16 protein-coding genes are annotated in these 16,210 nt (G+C 60.0%); 6 read left to right on the plus strand and 10 right to left on the minus strand.

Annotated features, from left to right (window positions below; genetic code table 11):
• A complete protein-coding gene (locus GGE33_RS01575; protein WP_183820992.1) occupies positions 1-954 on the minus strand; it encodes a sugar-binding transcriptional regulator in 954 nt (317 codons plus the stop codon).
• Between the two features lie 114 nt (positions 955-1,068).
• A complete protein-coding gene (locus tag GGE33_RS01580; RefSeq protein ID WP_183820993.1) occupies positions 1,069-2,073 on the minus strand; it encodes a sugar-binding transcriptional regulator in 1,005 nt (334 codons plus the stop codon).
• Between the two features lie 198 nt (positions 2,074-2,271).
• Between GGE33_RS01580 and tal the strand changes: the two genes are divergently transcribed.
• The 3 genes from tal (at position 2,272) to GGE33_RS01595 (ending at position 5,430) form a co-directional block, all read left to right on the plus strand.
• Positions 2,272-3,237, plus strand: a complete 966-nt coding sequence (gene tal / locus GGE33_RS01585) for a transaldolase (protein WP_183820994.1) — start codon at positions 2,272-2,274, stop codon at positions 3,235-3,237.
• Positions 3,238-3,430: 193 nt separating this feature from the next.
• A complete protein-coding gene (locus GGE33_RS01590) occupies positions 3,431-5,140 on the plus strand; it encodes a methyl-accepting chemotaxis protein (protein ID WP_183820995.1) in 1,710 nt (569 codons plus the stop codon).
• A 101-nt stretch (positions 5,141-5,241) separates the two neighbouring features.
• Positions 5,242-5,430 carry a hypothetical protein gene (locus tag GGE33_RS01595; protein WP_183820996.1) on the plus strand — a complete coding sequence of 63 codons (189 nt, stop codon included), beginning with the start codon at positions 5,242-5,244 and terminating at the stop codon, positions 5,428-5,430.
• A gap of 4 nt (positions 5,431-5,434) precedes the next feature.
• Here the strand turns inward: GGE33_RS01595 and GGE33_RS01600 are convergent, their stop codons facing one another.
• The 6 genes from GGE33_RS01600 to GGE33_RS01625 form a co-directional block, all read right to left on the minus strand.
• Positions 5,435-6,730 carry an MFS transporter gene (locus GGE33_RS01600; protein WP_183820997.1) on the minus strand — a complete coding sequence of 432 codons (1,296 nt, stop codon included), beginning with the start codon at positions 6,728-6,730 and terminating at the stop codon, positions 5,435-5,437.
• 93 nt (positions 6,731-6,823) lie between these two features.
• The gene (locus GGE33_RS01605) at positions 6,824-7,225 is read right to left on the minus strand and encodes a MarR family winged helix-turn-helix transcriptional regulator (RefSeq protein WP_183820998.1); all 402 of its coding nucleotides are present in this window, start codon (positions 7,223-7,225) and stop codon (positions 6,824-6,826) included.
• A 61-nt stretch (positions 7,226-7,286) separates the two neighbouring features.
• On the minus strand, positions 7,287-8,120 hold the full coding sequence (locus GGE33_RS01610; RefSeq protein WP_183820999.1) for a metal ABC transporter permease: 834 nt from the start codon (positions 8,118-8,120) through the stop codon (positions 7,287-7,289).
• Complete coding sequence (locus GGE33_RS01615; RefSeq protein WP_183821000.1) at positions 8,117-8,977, minus strand: metal ABC transporter permease; 861 nt, start codon at positions 8,975-8,977, stop codon at positions 8,117-8,119. Before GGE33_RS01615 ends, GGE33_RS01610 begins: the two co-directional genes overlap by 4 nt.
• Positions 8,958-9,869: a manganese/iron ABC transporter ATP-binding protein gene (locus GGE33_RS01620; protein ID WP_183821001.1), complete on the minus strand. Its 912-nt coding sequence runs from the start codon at positions 9,867-9,869 to the stop codon at positions 8,958-8,960. Before GGE33_RS01620 ends, GGE33_RS01615 begins: the two co-directional genes overlap by 20 nt.
• Positions 9,866-10,765, minus strand: a complete 900-nt coding sequence (locus GGE33_RS01625) for a metal ABC transporter substrate-binding protein (protein WP_183821002.1) — start codon at positions 10,763-10,765, stop codon at positions 9,866-9,868. Before GGE33_RS01625 ends, GGE33_RS01620 begins: the two co-directional genes overlap by 4 nt.
• Positions 10,766-10,991: 226 nt before the next feature.
• On the opposite strand from GGE33_RS01625, the gene GGE33_RS01630 reads away from it, so the two are divergent.
• The 3 genes from GGE33_RS01630 (at position 10,992) to GGE33_RS01640 (ending at position 12,857) form a co-directional block, all read left to right on the plus strand.
• On the plus strand, positions 10,992-12,287 hold the full coding sequence (locus GGE33_RS01630) for an ICP22 family protein (protein WP_183821003.1): 1,296 nt from the start codon (positions 10,992-10,994) through the stop codon (positions 12,285-12,287).
• 67 nt (positions 12,288-12,354) lie between these two features.
• Positions 12,355-12,537 (plus strand): hypothetical protein, encoded by a 183-nt coding sequence (locus GGE33_RS01635; RefSeq protein WP_183822473.1) that lies wholly within the window; start codon positions 12,355-12,357, stop codon positions 12,535-12,537.
• Positions 12,537-12,857, plus strand: coding sequence for a hypothetical protein (locus GGE33_RS01640; protein ID WP_183821004.1), 321 nt, complete (start codon positions 12,537-12,539; stop codon positions 12,855-12,857). The genes GGE33_RS01635 and GGE33_RS01640 overlap by 1 nt, the downstream gene beginning before the upstream one ends.
• Before the next feature lie 74 nt (positions 12,858-12,931).
• On the opposite strand, the gene lysS is transcribed toward GGE33_RS01640, so the two are convergent.
• On the minus strand, positions 12,932-14,431 hold the full coding sequence (lysS, locus tag GGE33_RS01645; protein ID WP_183821005.1) for a lysine--tRNA ligase: 1,500 nt from the start codon (positions 14,429-14,431) through the stop codon (positions 12,932-12,934).
• A gap of 201 nt (positions 14,432-14,632) precedes the next feature.
• Positions 14,633-16,090, minus strand: a complete 1,458-nt coding sequence (gene gltX / locus GGE33_RS01650; RefSeq protein ID WP_183821006.1) for a glutamate--tRNA ligase — start codon at positions 16,088-16,090, stop codon at positions 14,633-14,635.
• Positions 16,091-16,210 lie beyond the last annotated feature (120 nt).

Here is a 16,210-nt window from a genome sequence, read left to right on the forward strand (position 1 = left end):
TCACAGGCGGAGCAACTGCTCAGCCGAGGCCTCGTCAGTGATGATGCCGTTGATCAGTTTGCCGCGAAGCGCTGCTGCTATGGCCTTGATCTTGCGTTGTCCCTTGGCGATCCCAATGACCGAGCTTGTGTAGCGGGACGGGATAGGGACGCTGGCGACGCGTTCGTTGACCGCGTTATCCAGAAGCCGCCCCTGCTGGTCGTAGACCCAGCCGCAGATTTCGCCCGCGGCACCGCTTTCGACAAGGCTTTGCATTTCTTCGCGGCCGAGGAACCCATCAACACAGAGGGGGCCGTCGACGCCCAGTTCGCCAATGCCGACGAAGGTGGCCGCGGCCTCAGAGCCAAGCGCCAGCGTCGAGCGGACAAGCGCCTGATCGTGCAAAGTTTCGCGCTCTTCCGCCGAGGAACAGAGGACGGGAAGCGGCATGGGAAAATGGCGCGCCTTGATGGCATCCGCCATCGAGAAGATGACGTTGTAGAAGGCGGCGGAACCGTCAGGTCCGATATTGCCGGTGAGCGACACAATGCGGTGTTGCGGGCATTCCATCGGCGGGAGTTGATCGACCGCGGCCTTCAGCGTGCGGCCTGTGCCGACCGCAAGCACGATCGGCTCCGGCCGTCTGAGCCAGCGCTCTATCTCCGCGGCGGCGGCCTCTGCAATGCCGATTGTCGATGACGATCCGGATGGATCGCTCGGCACGACTTCAGCGTGACGCAGGCCGTATTTTTCCTTGAGCTTTTCGGCCAGTTCCAGGCAGGCGGCGATCGGATGGTCGAGCCTGACCTTGATCAGGCGTTCGGCAACCGCGAGCGAGACGAGACGCTGCGCCGATTGCCGGGAAATGCCCATGGCGGCCGCTATTTCGTCCTGGGTGCGACCGGCGACGTAATAGAGCCAGCCAGCCCTCGCCGCATCATCCAGCCGTCCCTGGGTGTCAGACCGTTTTGCCATGGCAGAAATCTCCTCCTCCAATTTGCTGCCATTTTTTCCGAGTGTCTGTCAAACGGTTGGCAGACCTGTTTCCGGCGCGTCCCATGAAAAGCTGTTTTTGCGGGATCGTGCCGGCTAGTCGGCTTCAGGCATGGCTGTATCCTCTTCAGCCAGTCGCAGCAGCTCCTTTGCCGCCGTTTCGTCGGTGATCAGCGTGTTGCAGCCAATACGGCGGATGGTGGCGCGGATGGCGACCGCGCGGTGAGAACCGCCTGACGAGAGCACGATATGTCTCGCTTTTTTCAGTGTATCGAGATCGACCGACATGACCCGTTCGTTCAGCGCCTGATCGACGGAATGACCTTCCTCGTTCAGGAAGTTGAACATGGTATCGCAGACACAGCCTGACGCGATCAGGCGGTCCAACTCCTTCTTCGAAATGAAGCCTTCCGAGAGCGAGGTAGAATGCGGGCCGATATCGCCACAGCTGACGACGGCGAGATCGAGATTCTCGGCAAGGTTGTAGATGGTGTCGAGGCCGCATTTATCGATCAGGGCACGCTTGGTGGCGACCGTATCGACGAGAAGAGGGGCGAGGAACATGTAGCATTCGGCGCCCAACTGTCCGGCAAACCGCCAGGTGAAATCGATCGGGTTCGTCTGGTGAACGGCGACGATGCCGCCGAGCAGAGAGACGACCTTGACGTTGTTATGGCGCGCGGGGCGGAAGCTGGAGAGGGAAGCGGTCATGGTGCGGCCCCAGCCGACGCCGATGGTCATGTCGTCCTGAATGACATCTGACAAGAACTGCCCGAGCGCCAGGCCGACGGCGCCTGCAAGCGCATCGGCACTGCTATCACGCGGGGTCGGGACGACGACCGCCTCATCCAGCCCGTAGGCCTTTTCCAGCCGGATTGCGAGTTCGACGCAGCTTTCGACGCCTTCAGAGATCCAGATCTGCACTTCGGAGCGCTTCATGGCTTCATCGAGCATGCGGATCACGGTCGAGCGGCTGACGCCGAGTTTTTCCGCGACATCCTTCTGGGTCAGGCCCTGATTGTAGTAAAGCCATGCGGCGCGAAGCCTCTGGGAGGTCGCGTCGGAATAGGTCGTATGGCTCTCGCGTCTTAATCTGGCCAAGGCGCTCAATCCTCCCGAAATGCGGAATATGCAATTCCTGCGCGTCTGGTCATGATATCGTCTTCATTGGAACATATGTCAATTGAGAAGGACAAATGTCTTGACTTCTTTACCTTCCGCGGATGTTATCTAAATAACATGCCAGAGGAGCAAAATCGGTGCCTCCAGCGCCGACAGCCATCAGTGAGGACAATTCGGATGACGTCAAAACTAGAGCAACTTCGTTCCATGACCACCGTCGTCGCCGACACCGGCGACATCGAGGCCGTTGCCCGTCTCAAGCCGGTCGATTGCACCACCAACCCGTCGATCGTACTGAAGGCGATCGGCTCGGATGCATTTGCCGAAAAGTTCAAGGAAGCCGTTGCCTGGGGCAAGAAGCAGGGCGGCAATGATGAGGCGATTGCGGCTGCCGTGGCCGACCGCCTGGCGATCGATGTCGGTTCCGCGCTTGCCGGTCTGGTCCCGGGCCGCGTCTCGACCGAAGTCGACGCCGACCTTTCCTTCGATACCGAAGCCTCGATCAAGAAGGCGCATGACATCATTGCTGCCTACAAGGCACGTGGCATCGAGCGCGAACGCATCCTGATCAAGCTCGCTTCCACTTGGGAAGGTATCAAGGCTGCCGAAGTGCTGCAGGCCGAAGGTATCGATTGCAATCTGACATTGCTGTTCAGCCATGCCCAGGCCGTTGCCTGCGCAGATGCCAAGGCATTCCTTATCTCGCCCTTCGTCGGTCGTATTCTCGACTGGTACAAGAAGTCGACCGGCCAGGATTACACGGCGGAAACCGATCCGGGTGTCGTTTCGGTTCGCTCGATCTACAATTACTACAAGGCCAACGGCATCTCCACGATCGTCATGGGTGCGTCGTTCCGCAACGTGGGCGAGATCGAAGCGCTGGCCGGTTGTGACCGCCTGACGATCGCGCCGAACCTGCTTGACGAGCTGGACAAGGCCGAGGGCACGCTGGAACGCAAGCTCTCGCCGGAGAAGTTCGAAGCCGTTGCGCCGATCAAGATGGACGAGAAGACTTTCCGCTGGATGCTGAACGAAGACCAGATGGCGACCGAAAAGCTTTCGGACGGCATCCGCCTGTTCGCCAAGGACCTCGGAATTCTGCGCCAGATGGTCAAGAAAGAGCTTACGCTCGCTGCTGCCTGATCACAAGAACCACCGCCAAGCATTGGGAGGCTCGCCGCAAGGCGGGCCTTTTTCATGTTCAGGCAGGCTTCCATCTGCGGGAGGCAGGCTGTGCGTCGACACCGTAAAGTTGAATTCGATCAAGTGCTTAATTAACTTAAACTTTATTAAAGGTGGATAGCCTTCCGGCAAAAATAGCCAAGCGGAGATATCCATGGTCGGTTTACCTTTCGGCCACATGCAGTCCAACGCAGCCCTTGTCGAGGCGCTCAATCGCTCGCAGGCGATCATCGAGTTCGACCTCAACGGCATCATCCTGACCGCCAACGAGAATTTCTGCCGGACGGTCGGCTATTCGCTGTCCGAGATCGTTGGCAAGCACCACCGCATCTTTGTCGATCCGACGGACGCCGCGTCGAAGGACTATGCGGATTTCTGGGCGGGGCTGGCGAAGGGCAAGTTCGATCAGGGCAAATACAAGCGTTTCGGCAAGGGTGGTCGCGAGGTCTGGATCGAGGCTTCCTACAATCCGCTTTTCAAGGGCAACAAGCCCTACAAGGTGGTGAAGATCGCCACTGATATCACGGCATCGCGCAAGGATGCGCTGGAAAACCGCGGCAAGCTGGAAGCGCTGTCTAGAGCGCAGGCGGTGATCGAATTCACGCCGGAGGGCGAGATCATTACGGCGAACGAGAATTTTCTCAATGCGCTCGGCTATCAGCTGGGCGAGATCGTCGGGCGGCATCATTCGATATTCTGCGAGCCGGATCATGCTCAGTCGGCGGAATACAAACGGTTCTGGCAAGAGCTTTCGGCGGGAAAATTCTCCACCGGACAGTTTACCCGGATCACGAAGCAGGGCGAACAGATCTATATCCAGGCATCCTACAATCCGATCATCGATGACAGCGGCCGCGTGTTCAAGGTCGTGAAGTTTGCTGCGGATGTTTCTGAACGTATGACCGTGGTGAAAGGGCTGGGGGCCGGTCTCGGGCGCCTCGCAGATTGCAATATCCGTCAGACGATCGATGTTCCCTTCAGTCCGGAATTCGAGCCGCTGCGGCGTGATTTCAATGCCTCGATCGGCGCGTTCCAGGAAACCCTGATGGGCGTGCTCAGACAGACCGGCATGCTGAACGGCTCCAGCCAGGAAATGCATGAGGCGGCTGATCAGATGTCTGCGCGCACCAAGGAGCAGGCGGCATCGCTGGAAGAGGCTTCTGCTGCGCTGGAGCAGGTCACTTCGACCGTCCGCGCCTCGTCTGCCAACACCGTCGAGACGCGCAAGCTGGTGAAGAACGCCCTTGAGGCGGCAACCGCCTCGTCCAGCGTGGTGCAGGAAACCATCACGGCGATGAAGCGGATCGAGGATGCGTCGGGAGAGATCACCAAGATCATCGGTGTTATCGACGAGATCGCTTTCCAGACCAACCTTCTGGCTCTCAATGCCGGCGTCGAGGCGGCACGCGCCGGTGAGGCAGGCAAGGGCTTTGCCGTGGTTGCGCAGGAAGTGCGCGAACTTGCCCAGCGCTCGGCGACGGCTGCCAAGGAGATCAAGACGCTGATCGACAAGTCGGGCCGTGAAGTGACGGAAGGCGTGCGGCTGGTGGACGAGACCGGCTCGGCGCTGCAGGAGATCGAAACCTTCGTCGCATCGATCGACAGCAATGTGCAGTCGCTGGCGACAGCTGCGCAGGAGCAGGCGACCGGCCTCTCGGAAATCAACAGCACGGTCTCGCAGCTCGACCGGATGACGCAGCAGAATGCGGTCATGGTGGAGAGGACGACGACGATCAGCCGGTCGCTGGCGGCGGGTGCCGCCCAGCTGGTTGAGCTGGTCAATCACTTCAAGCTCAACCGGCGTAATCGCATCCGCGAACCGGAGGGTGAGGCTGGTCAGGCTCGCGCGAAACGGGCGGCCTGATACGTCATCCGACAAGGCCGACATATTTTGAAATGAAACAGAAATCAGCGGGTAATGTTGATCGGTAGATTCGATCCACCAACACAGGATTGGAGATACGGATGACGGATGCCTTCCATGCCTATTCGGGCCTTCTCAGCGCTTCGGCGATGGTGTTGCTGCTGACGATGATCGTCGCCTTCTATGTCAGCCTGACGCTGGAGGCATTCAAGAATGCCAATGACAGCCGTGTCGAAGCGACAGCGCTTCGGCGGGGTGGGGCCGGCATGGATTGCCGGCCCGGTATCTGAGCGGTCAGGCCGGCTGGGATAGCGGGGCAGGGCTTGCCGGCTTCCTGAGCAGCATGACCGAGACTGCCGCAAGCATGCACATCACGCCTGCAATCTGCAGGGCTGGCATGTAGGTGTCGTAGTCGCTCTTGAACCAGCCGGCACCAAAGGCCGCGGTTGCGGCTCCCAGCTGGTGGCCGGTGAAGATCCAGCCGAAGACGAGGCCGGCCTTCTCGCGACCGAAGCTTTCCGCCGCGAGCTTGACCGTCGGCGGTACGGTTGCCACCCAGTCGAGACCGTAGAAGATCGCGAAGACGGAGAGTTCGAGCGTGCTGAAGCCGGAAAAAGACAGGTAGATCAGCGAAAGGCCGCGCAATCCATAAAACCAGAAAAGCAGGATGCGGTTGTCGTAACGGTCGGAAAGCCAGCCGGCGAAGATCGTGCCGATGAAATCGAAAATCCCGATGACGGCAAGCGTGCCGGCTGCGGTGACCGCCGCCATGCCGAAATCACCGCAGATCGAGATCCAGTGCGTCTGGATGAGGCCGTTGGTGGAGAGGCCGCAGACGAAGAAGGTGCCGAACAGAACCCAGAAGACCGGATTGCCGGAAACGCTTTTCAGGGTGATGAGCGGGGATAGGAGCGTGGCGAGAAGCTTGTGGTCCTGCTTCGGAGCCTTGTTGACGGTGGTTTCGCCATAGGCTGGCAGGCCGACATCGGACGGGTGGTCACGCATCAAAAGCAGGACGAGAACGAAAGTCGTGGCAAGCACTGCGACGGTCAATGTCAGCGCCGTGCGCCAGCCATAGGCTTCGGTAAGGGCTGCAAGCACGGGCAGGAAGACAAGCTGGCCGGTGGCGTTGCTTGCCGTCATCAGGCCGATGACAAGGCCGCGGCGCTTGGAAAACCAGCGGGCGGCGACGGTTGCGCCAAGCACCAGAGCCGTCATGCCGGTGCCGACACCGATGACAACGCCCCAGAGTAGCAGCAATTGCCAGACCTCGGTCATGAAGAAGGATGTGACGATGCCGAAGATGATCATGCCGAGCGCCGTCGAGACGACCTGTCGGACGCCGAAATGGTTCATGAAGGCGGCGGCGAAAGGCCCGAGCAGGCCGAAAAGCACGAGACGAACGGCCATGGCGGTGGAGATATCCGCGATATCCCAGCCGAATTCCTGGTGCAGCGGCTGGATCATCACGCCGGCCGAACCCATGGCACCAGCGGTTGCCAGCATGGTCAGGAAGGTGGTTGCTGCAACGACCCATCCGTAGTGGAGTTTTCTCGCCGCCATCCAGCCGGCAACGCCTGTCGAAATCATTCGTGGTTTCCTTCTTTTGCTGCCGGGGTGCCGCGGCCTATTGGGAGTAATCTTCCATATTTGCGGGTAGATGCCCGTATATTGGCCAAAAAATCAGAGTTCTGCGAGCAGGTCCTGCAACTGCCGGGCTTTTTCGTGTCCGAGGCGGGCCTCTATGTCGTCCTGCACGCCATCCCAGAGGGGGGCGCCCTTTTCCAGTATTTCGCGGCCTTTCGGTGCGATGGTCAGCACGGCTTCGCGCTGATCCTCGCCATGGCCGATGGCGATCAGCTCCATCCGTTCCAGCACCTTGGCATTGCGACCCACTGTCGAGCGATCCAGTTCGACCTTGTGCGCCAGATCGGTCAGCGACACCGGCTCCATACGCCGGATGTTTCTGAGCAGGCTGAACTGGCCGATATTGACGCCAAGCGGTGCCAGTGCCTCGTCATAATAGGATGAGACCTTGCGGGTCGCCTTGCGCAACAGGATGCAGTGGCATGTATCGTTCGACATCTTGATGCGTGTATATACCCGGATCTTGCGTCGCGCAAGCGGGTATATGCCCGCGACCTGATCAGGCCGCGGCGCGGGAGGCGAGCATGGTGCGAATGAAGGTGGCGATGAAGGTTATCGTCATCAAAAGCACGATGGTGGGGGCGGGGGCGCTATCGAGGAAAAAGCTCAGATAGATGCCGCCGAGGGAGCAGCCGAGTGCGACCGCGACCGCCGTCAACAGCATGGCGGTGAAACGGCGGGTCAGCAGGAAGGCGATGGCGCCAGGAGCGATCAGGAGGGCCACCGATAGGATGATGCCGATTGCCTTCAATGCCCCGACGACTGTCAGCGACAGGACGGCAAGCAGGCCGTAATGCAGCAGGCGGGTGGGCAGGCCGATTGCCTTGGCATGCTGCTCGTCGAAGGCGTGGACCAGCAGGTCCTTGCGGAAGATGACGAGGAAGATGGTGGCGGCGATGGCAATCAGCGTCGTCTCGATCAGATCCTGCGGCAGGATGCCGAGCATGTCGCCGAACAGGATGTGATCGAGATGCACATCGGCCTGGACATTGACGTAAAGCACGAGACCGAGGCCGAACATGCCTGAAAAGACAATGCCGAGGACGGTGTCTTCCTTGATGCGGCTGTTTTCTTTCAGGAAACCGGTTGCCAGTGCGCAGACCATGCCGGCGATGAAGGCGCCGATCGAGAAGGGGATTGCCAGCATGTAGGCGATGACGACGCCCGGCAGCACGGCATGGGAGACGGCGTCGCCCATCAGCGACCAGCCCTTGAGGATGAGGAAGCAGGAGAGGATCGCCATCGGCAGAGCGATCATCAGCGTCACCGCAAAGGCGGTGCGCATGAAGTCGATCTGGAAGGGGAAAAGCAGGAGGTCGATCGTGTCGCTCATATCGCTTCCTCCAACGAGGCCTTCACCCGGCGGCGGGCGGCGAGCATGCCGTGCTTGGGTGCAAAAACGAAAGCGATAAGGAAGATGGCCGTCTGCAGCACGACGATGATGCCGCCGGTTGCGCCATCGAGGAAGTAGGAGAGATAAGCACCGAGGAAGCTGGTGGCAGCGCCGATACCGAGTGCGAGCAGGATGACGCGCTGGAACCGGTCGGTGAGCAGATAGGCGGTGGCGCCCGGCGTGACGACCATGGCGATGACGAGGAAGGCGCCGACGGTCTGCATCGCGGCGACGGTGGAGGCGGCGAGAAGGGCGAAGAACATCACCTTCAACGCGTCGGGCTTGAGGCCGATCGTGCGGGCGTGGTTTTCATCGAAGAAGGCGACCATAAGGTCTTTCCACTTCAAAGTCAGAACGATGAGGCTAACGGTGCCGATGATGACGAGCTGCAGTGTATCGCCGGGGCTGATGGCGAGCACATTGCCCATGACGATGGTCTGGATATCGACCGAGGTCGGCGACAGCGACACCATGAACAGGCCAAGCCCGAAAAAGGAGGTGAAGATCAGGCCGATAATGGCGTCTTCCTTCAGCCGTGTTCGCTGGTTGAGGAACAGCATGGCAAGCGCTGCGAGGCCGCCGGACATGAAGGCGCCGATCGAAAAGGGCAGGCCGAGCATATAGGCGCCGGCGACGCCGGGGACGATCGAGTGGGAGAGAGCATCGCCGATCAGCGACCAGCCTTTCAGCATCAGGTAGGCGGAGAGAAAACCGCAAACGCCGCCGACCAGGGCCGAGACCCAGATGGCGTTCAGCATGTAACCATAGGTGAAAGGTTCAAGAAGCGTCTGGAGCATCGACGCTGTCCTTCTTCTTCTTTTTCACCTTGGTTTTTTCTGTGCCGTTGCCATAGGTGACGAAGGGGCGTTCGTCATCGGTAATGACCTTGACGCGGCGCGGATCGGCGTCGTCATGCAGGTCGGCACCGCCGAGGATGAAATGGCGCAGCACGCCTCCGAATGCCTTTTCCAGATTGGCCTCGTTGAACGTATCTGCCGTCTTGCCATAGGCGATGACGGTGCCCTTGACGAAGACGGTGCGGTCGCAGAAATCCGGCACGCTGCCGAGATTGTGGGTGGAGACCAGCATGACCCGGCCCTCGTCGCGCAGGGCCTTGAGGAGTGCGACGATCTGCTCCTCGGTCGTCACGTCGACGCCGGTGAAGGGCTCGTCGAGCAGGATGACCTGACCTTCCTGCGCCAGCGCGCGGGCAAGAAAAACCCGCTTGCGCTGGCCGCCGGAAAGCTCGCCGATCTGGCGTTTTCGGTATTCCAGCATGTTCACCCGCTTGAGCGCCTCGGTGACCATGTCGTGGTCGCGGCGCGACGGGATGCGGAGGAAATTCATGTGGCCGTAGCGGCCCATCATCACTACGTCCTCGACCAGAACCGGGAAATTCCAGTCGACTTCTTCGGACTGCGGCACATAGGCGACGAGGTTCTTTTTCAGCGCGTCTCGGGCGGGCATTCCAAGGATTTCAACCGAGCCTTCGGTCAGCCTGACGAAGCCCATGATGGCCTTGAAAAGCGTAGACTTGCCAGCGCCATTGACGCCGACAAGTGCCGTGATCGTGCCCTTGGGCACTTCGAAACTGGCATGTTTCAGCGCCGTATGGCCGTTGCGATAAGCGACGCTGACATTGTCGAGCCTGATGCCGGTAGCTACTGGCTTGGTCTTGCCCATCCTCATTGCGCGAGACCTTTTGCAATGGTTTCCGAGGTGATGCGCAAGAGATCGAGATAGGTGGGAACCGGGCCGTCTGTTTCGCTGAGCGAGTCTACATAGAGAACTCCGCCATAGGTCGCGCCGGTTTCGGAGGCGACCTGTTTTGCCGGCTTGTCGGAGACGGTGCTTTCGGAGAAAATGACCTTCACGTCATGCTCGCGCATGGCATCGATGACGGCGCGAACCTGTTGCGGTGTGCCCTGGCTGTCGGCATTGACCGGCCAGAGATACAGCTCCTTGAGGCCGAAATCGCGGGCCAGATAGGAGAAGGCGCCTTCGCTGGTGACGAGCCAACGGTGATTTTCCGGCAGTTTTGCCAGCTCGTCGCGGATCGGCTGGGCCTGTGCGCGGATCTTGTCGGAATAGGCCTTGGCATTTGCGGCATAGGTTTCGGCATTGGCCGGGTCGATCTCGGTCAGGCCCTTGCGGATGTTCTCGACATAGATGACGGCGTTTTCCGGTGACATCCAGGAATGCGGGTTGGGCTTGCCCTGATAGGCGCCGCCGGCAATCGACATGGGGGTAACGCCATCGGAGACGGTGACGCTCTTCACATCTCCGAGATTTTTCAGGAAGCGCTCGAACCAGAGTTCGAGGTTCAGGCCGTTGCGCAGGACGAGATCCGCGTCACGGGCACGCAGGAGGTCGCGCGGTGTCGGCTGGTAATTGTGGATCTCGGCGCCGGGTTTGGTGATGCTTTCGACTTCGGCCGCATCGCCCGCGACGTTCTTCGCCATGTCGGCGATAATGGTGAAAGTGGTGACGACCTTGGGCTTTTCCTCAGCCGAAGCGGAAAAGGGCAGGGAGAGCAGGCCGGCGAGGAGGCCGGTGCCGAGGCATGCAATTCTCAAAAACGACATTCGTGATCCGTTATTGCTGTTGCAAATCATTCGCAATTTAAACTAGCGACAAAAATCCACCTGTCAATGCTCTTGCAAATCATTCGCAATAAGATCGGAATCCCGATTTGGAACGGCGGCCTGACAAATCCACTTAAAGTTTCTTCAATAAGATTGGGCGAATATGCCCTCATTGTTCCATGACTTGTATTGCGTAACTGGAGTTGACTATGCCGGGTGTTGGCGAATGAAGATCCGGCTGTCGAAGAAGTTTGTCTTCCTGCTGGGCGGCGCAATTGTTCTGTGTGGTGCAAGTGGTTCGGCGGCGGTGCTGATCGGAACCGATAAAATCCTCGGCCCTTCCTATAAAGACATAAACGGTCTCGCCTGCACGACGCTGCAGACGCAGAAGATGCGCCGGGACGGCAGCATCTGGGTTCGAAAATACGTGACCAGCGACCAGGCCGGCGACGGCATCGCTCGGCTGAAGACGGCCTTGCGCGTGGCGCGGGCGGTGCAGGAAAAGGAAAAGGCCGGCCTCGTCCAGGTCGCGATGATCGACAGCGCCGGGCCCAAGGACACGGCCGACATGCGCGGTCGCGCGATTGCCGCGCAGGTCGTCTACATTCCAAACCCCACCAAGATCCCGGCGGGCGGGCAGGCTGAAAACTATTCCGGCTATTATCTCGACGGTGCGCCCAGCGCCAACGGCCATTTCTATGGCATGCGGGTCGATCTTCCGCTGGAAGATATCGAACATCTGGAAGCGCATCTGACCGACAAGGCAGACTGCATCGATCCGTCTTTGCCAGAGGGCAGTGAAGCAGCCAAGGCAGAACCAAAGGCGTCCGGACACGGAGCGCCTGCCGGTGGCAGCGAGAAACCTTCCGGCCACGGTGCCGCGCCGGCGACGGAAGGTGCCAGTGCCGAGGCCGAAGCCAAGGGCGAAGAGGTTGCCGCGGCTGAAGGCGGTGGTTTCTTCAGTTCGATCACCGGCATGGTTTTCGGTGCGAAGGAAGAAGCTGCTGCCGGTCATGAGGCAGGTCAGGGCGAGGAAAAGGCCGTTCCTGCCGCAGCCGCGCCTTCCGGTGAAAACCATGGCGCGCAGGCTGCAAAGACAGACACTGCCTCCACTGACAAGCCTGCCGAAGAAAAGAGCTTTTTCGATCAGGCAAAGAGCATGATCCTTGGCAGTTCTGTCGATGAGCCGGCCGCTCCGGCGCAGAAGGAAGCCAAGGCTGATGCAGTGGATGAGGCCAAGCAGGCCTCAGAACCTGCGCGGGAACCGAGAACAACGGCCGAGGGTGGCAAGGGTTGGTCGAAGTCGGATGCGGCTGACGAGGTTCATTCCGGGACTGCAGCTGACAGTAAAGGCCAGCCGAAGGCTACTAATGAGGCGGCGCAAGCAGAAGCTCATGCGGGAGGACCGCAGTCTGCGGCTTCCGGTGCAAGCGCAGCCGATACGGCCGGTGCCGCATGGCTGGAAAAATTCAGGGCGCAACAGGCGGCGCCTGCGGCGAATGCTGCACCGCCAGCGGATTGATGGCCCCCCCTGTACCTTCAAACGGCTGGCGCCTGATCGTTAAGGCCGCAGCTGTGGTGAGGGACATATGGCAAAACGGGACAAGCGCAGCCGCCAAGCAGCTGAACTAAAGCTCTATCTGCGCCAAGCCGCTGGGCCTGCGCAAAAGGGGCAGGAGCCTGACGATCGTCGATATGATCGTGATGTGGAGCGCCAACCGCGCAAGCTTTTGCCCGAGGCGTTAGATGCGCTTCTGAAAGAAGAGCGATAATGACCAACGTGACATATCTGAACCTGCCCATGGCTTTGCTTGGGCGATGGAGAGCAGAGTGGGATAGTGATGACGGCCGCTCTGAGTATCACATCTTTGTTCGTGATGGCTGCGTGGCTGTGGAGGCAATCGACTATGTTGATCGGGAAGCTTATGTCATCTCGAACATAGTCTGCGACAGCAAGAGTGTAGCGTTTGATACGCTGATGCGCTCGACCGGCCGTAAAGGCCATCTCGTTCTGGAGGTGAAATCAGCCAGCCGAGTTGATCTGACTTTCACCTTTACCGACACTTGCGCTGCAGTCAGATGTGAGGACTGATGCCTTTGTTTGATTAGCTGTCTAATCAGGACTGCCTCCCTCCCATAGAGCGGAAGGAGGCAGAGTTTCGTTCCTCAGTCCGCCTTGGCCTTGCGGGCCGGGAAGAGGATGACGTCGCGGATCGACGGGGCGTTGGTCAGAAGCATGACGAGGCGGTCGACGCCGATGCCGAGGCCACCGGCCGGGGGCATGCCCTGGTCGATCGCGTCGAGGAACTCGTCGTCCAGCTGCTTGTCCTTCTCGCCGCGGGCATGCGCCTGTTCGAGCTGCTCGACCATGCGCTTGCGCTGCTCTTCCGGGTCGTTCAGTTCGGAGAAGGCATTGCCTACTTCCCAGGCGTTGCAATAGGTCTCGAAGCGTTCGACGAGGCGCGGCTCGCCCGGAACTTCCTTGGCAAACGGCGAGATGTCCTTCGGGAAGTGGGTGACGTGGCTCGGCTGGATCAGCGTGCCCTCGACCTTTTCTTCAAAGATGAAGGCAAGGCATTCGCCCCAGGTCCAGTCCTTCTCGACCTCGAAACCAGCGGCCTTTGCTGCGGCGCGGGCCTCCTCGTCGGTCTTGATCGACAGGAAGTCGATCCCGGTCGCTTCCTTGACCGCGTCGGGCATCGGCACGCGCTTGAACGGGCCCTTGAAGGAGATCTGCTTGTCGCCGAAGGTGACGTCCGGGGTGCCGTGAATCGAAACGGCGAGCGTTTCGAACAGGCGCTCGACGAGGTCCATGACGTCCTCGTAATCGGCATAGGCCCAGTAGCATTCCATCATGGTGAATTCGGGATTGTGCCGGGTAGAGACGCCTTCGTTGCGGAAGTTGCGGTTGATCTCGAACACCTTGTCGGAAAGGCCGGACACCAGCGTGCGCTTCAGGAAAAGTTCCGGCGCGATGCGCAGGTACATGTCCATCTTCAGCGTGTTGTGGAAGGTCTTGAACGGATCGGCAGTGGCGCCGCCATAAACCGTCTGCAGCATCGGAGTTTCGACTTCCAAGAAGCCGTCGTTTTCCATGAAGCGGCGGATGCCGGAAACGATCTTCGAGCGCTGCTGGAAGCGCAGCTTCGATTCTTCGTTGCTCATGATGTCGAGGTGGCGCTTGCGATAACGGATTTCGATATCGGCGATGCCGTTCCACTTTTCCGGCATGGGGAGAAGCGACTTGGTCAGCATGGTGATCTGCTGTGCGTTGATCGACAGCTCGCCGCGCTTGGTGCGGCGTACGGTGCCGGTGACGCCGATGATGTCGCCGAGATCGATCAGCGGCAGCATGTTGCGCGCTTCTTCCGGCGTGACGTCCTTGTGGGAGAAGATCTGGATCTTGCCAGAAGCGTCATGGATATCCATGAACATGCCGGAATTGCGCGAGGAATAGACGCGGCCGGCGACCGTGACGACGTCCTGAGTTTCCGTGTCCGGCTCCAGCGCCTCGTATTTCGCAGCCAGTTCCGCATTGGTCATGGTGCGATGGAAATGTGCCGGATAGACATCGCCGATGGTCTCGCGCAGCTTGGCAAGCTTTTGTGCGCGCACTTCGGTGACGTCGGAGGAGAGGGCGGTTTCGGTCTTTGTCGTGTCGGTCATATTCTAGTTCCTGTGACGGCTTGTGGCCTTGTGCCGTGTGACTGCCCCTCACCCTAACCCTCTCCCCGCAGGCGGGGCGAGGGGACGTGCCACGCTCGACGTTTGAGGGTGGCTGCAGAGTTTGCCTCTTGCGTCCTTCTCCCCGTCCTTACGGGGAGAAGGTGCCGGCAGGCGGATGAGGGGCCGGCACTATTTCCTAATTTATTTCCCGTCGCCGACCATTGAGGCGACGACCGTTGCTGCGATCTTCAGGCGCTGGCGAACGACGGAGCGGCCGAGAATGGCCATGCTATCGAACAGCGGCAGCGAGCGGGACGAGCCGGACATGGCGATGAAGAGCGGCGGGGTGACGACGCGGAGTTTCTTCTCCAGCTTGTCGGCAACGGCGCGCAGTTCCGCGTCGATCGCTTCCACGTTCCACTCGACCATCTTTTCGATGTCGGCCTGGACCGTGTTGATGATCAGCAGTGTATCTTCCGGCGAGGTCTTCAGGCCGGCGAAGGATGCCGGCGTCAGGCTGACATCGGCGGCGAGCAGGAAGCCTGCAAGGTTCGGCAGGTCGCCGAGCTTGGTGATGCGGCTCTGCGAGTGGAGCAGGCCCTGCTTCAGGCGATCGTTTTCCATTGCCCATTCGAGCGTGCGGGCGACGAATTCCTCCGGCGTCAGCTTTTCGCGCAGCCAGCGGCCGTTCAGCCATTCGAGCTTTTGCAGGTCGAAGATGGCGCCCGCCTTGGACAAGGCTTCCGGATCAAATTTTCCGGCCAGTTCTTCCATGGTCAGCAGTTCTTCGCCTTCGGCGATCTGCACGAAGAAGAGGCCAAGGAAGTTCATCAGGGCTTCCGGCAGGTAGCCGAGCGCCGAGTAGTAGCTGATCGAGGTCGGGTTCTTGCGCTTGGAGAGCTTGGACTTGTCGGCATTGCGCATCAGCGACAGGTGCATCCAGACGGGAGCTTCCCAGCCGAAATAACGGTAAAGCAGGATGTGCTTCGGCACCGATGCCAGCCACTCCTCGCCGCGGGCCACGTGGGTGATCTTCATCAGGTGGTCGTCGATGACGTTTGCCATGTGATAGGTCGGCATGCCGTCGCCCTTGATGAGCACCTGCATGTCAACAGAATCCCACGGGATCGAGACGTCGCCGTAAACGCCGTCGGTAAAGTCGCAGGAGCCCTCGGTCGGGATTTTCATGCGCACGACGGAGCTTTCGCCGGTTGCCATTTTCGAAGTGACTTCTTCCGCCGTCAGATGCAGGCAGAGACCGTCGTATTTCGGTGGCTTGCCGGCGGCGCGCTGGCCTTCGCGCATCTCATCAAGTCTCTCGGGCGTGCAGAAGCAGCGGAAGGCATGGCCCTTGTCGAGCAGGTCCTGTGCGAAAGGCTGGTACATGTCCTTGCGCTCGGACTGGCGGTAGGGACCATAAGGACCGCCGACATCCGGGCCTTCCGACCATTTCAGGCCCGTCCATTTCAGCGCATCCAGAACCCGCTCCTCGAATTCGAGCGTCGAGCGGGTGGCATCGGTATCCTCGATGCGCAGGATGAACTCGCCGCCATTCTTCTGGGCGAAGAGGTAGTTGAAAAGGGCGATATAGGCGGTGCCGACATGCGGCTCGCCGGTGGGCGAGGGAGCGATGCGGACGCGTGGGGTCGGGTTGATCATTGTGCTGCTCTAATTCGAGGCGCAACTGGATGCGCCAAGCCTGTTCCGGGAATAGGGATTGGGGCAGGCTTAGGCCATATTCAGGCCGAAGCGTCAAGGTTTTTGGGAATGTGACGCCCC

Source organism: Aliirhizobium cellulosilyticum (assembly GCF_014198105.1).
Taxonomy (GTDB): domain Bacteria; phylum Pseudomonadota; class Alphaproteobacteria; order Rhizobiales; family Rhizobiaceae; genus Neorhizobium; species Neorhizobium cellulosilyticum.

What these genes read in the sequence shown, in the direction of transcription:
- GGE33_RS01605 (WP_183820998.1), bottom strand. Translation starts at nt 7,225, where the DNA reads ATGTCGAACGATACATGCCACTGCATCCTGTTGCGCAAGGCGACCCGC.
- GGE33_RS01590 (WP_183820995.1), top strand. Translation starts at nt 3,431, where the DNA reads ATGGTCGGTTTACCTTTCGGCCACATGCAGTCCAACGCAGCCCTTGTC.
- GGE33_RS01625 (WP_183821002.1), bottom strand. Translation starts at nt 10,765, where the DNA reads ATGTCGTTTTTGAGAATTGCATGCCTCGGCACCGGCCTCCTCGCCGGC.
- GGE33_RS01615 (WP_183821000.1), bottom strand. Translation starts at nt 8,977, where the DNA reads ATGCTCCAGACGCTTCTTGAACCTTTCACCTATGGTTACATGCTGAAC.
- GGE33_RS01635 (WP_183822473.1), top strand. Translation starts at nt 12,355, where the DNA reads ATGGCAAAACGGGACAAGCGCAGCCGCCAAGCAGCTGAACTAAAGCTC.
- GGE33_RS01600 (WP_183820997.1), bottom strand. Translation starts at nt 6,730, where the DNA reads ATGATTTCGACAGGCGTTGCCGGCTGGATGGCGGCGAGAAAACTCCAC.
- GGE33_RS01575 (WP_183820992.1), bottom strand. Translation starts at nt 954, where the DNA reads ATGGCAAAACGGTCTGACACCCAGGGACGGCTGGATGATGCGGCGAGG.
- gltX (WP_183821006.1), bottom strand. Translation starts at nt 16,090, where the DNA reads ATGATCAACCCGACCCCACGCGTCCGCATCGCTCCCTCGCCCACCGGC.
- GGE33_RS01610 (WP_183820999.1), bottom strand. Translation starts at nt 8,120, where the DNA reads ATGAGCGACACGATCGACCTCCTGCTTTTCCCCTTCCAGATCGACTTC.
- GGE33_RS01595 (WP_183820996.1), top strand. Translation starts at nt 5,242, where the DNA reads ATGACGGATGCCTTCCATGCCTATTCGGGCCTTCTCAGCGCTTCGGCG.
- GGE33_RS01640 (WP_183821004.1), top strand. Translation starts at nt 12,537, where the DNA reads ATGACCAACGTGACATATCTGAACCTGCCCATGGCTTTGCTTGGGCGA.
- tal (WP_183820994.1), top strand. Translation starts at nt 2,272, where the DNA reads ATGACGTCAAAACTAGAGCAACTTCGTTCCATGACCACCGTCGTCGCC.
- GGE33_RS01630 (WP_183821003.1), top strand. Translation starts at nt 10,992, where the DNA reads ATGAAGATCCGGCTGTCGAAGAAGTTTGTCTTCCTGCTGGGCGGCGCA.
- GGE33_RS01620 (WP_183821001.1), bottom strand. Translation starts at nt 9,869, where the DNA reads ATGAGGATGGGCAAGACCAAGCCAGTAGCTACCGGCATCAGGCTCGAC.
- lysS (WP_183821005.1), bottom strand. Translation starts at nt 14,431, where the DNA reads ATGACCGACACGACAAAGACCGAAACCGCCCTCTCCTCCGACGTCACC.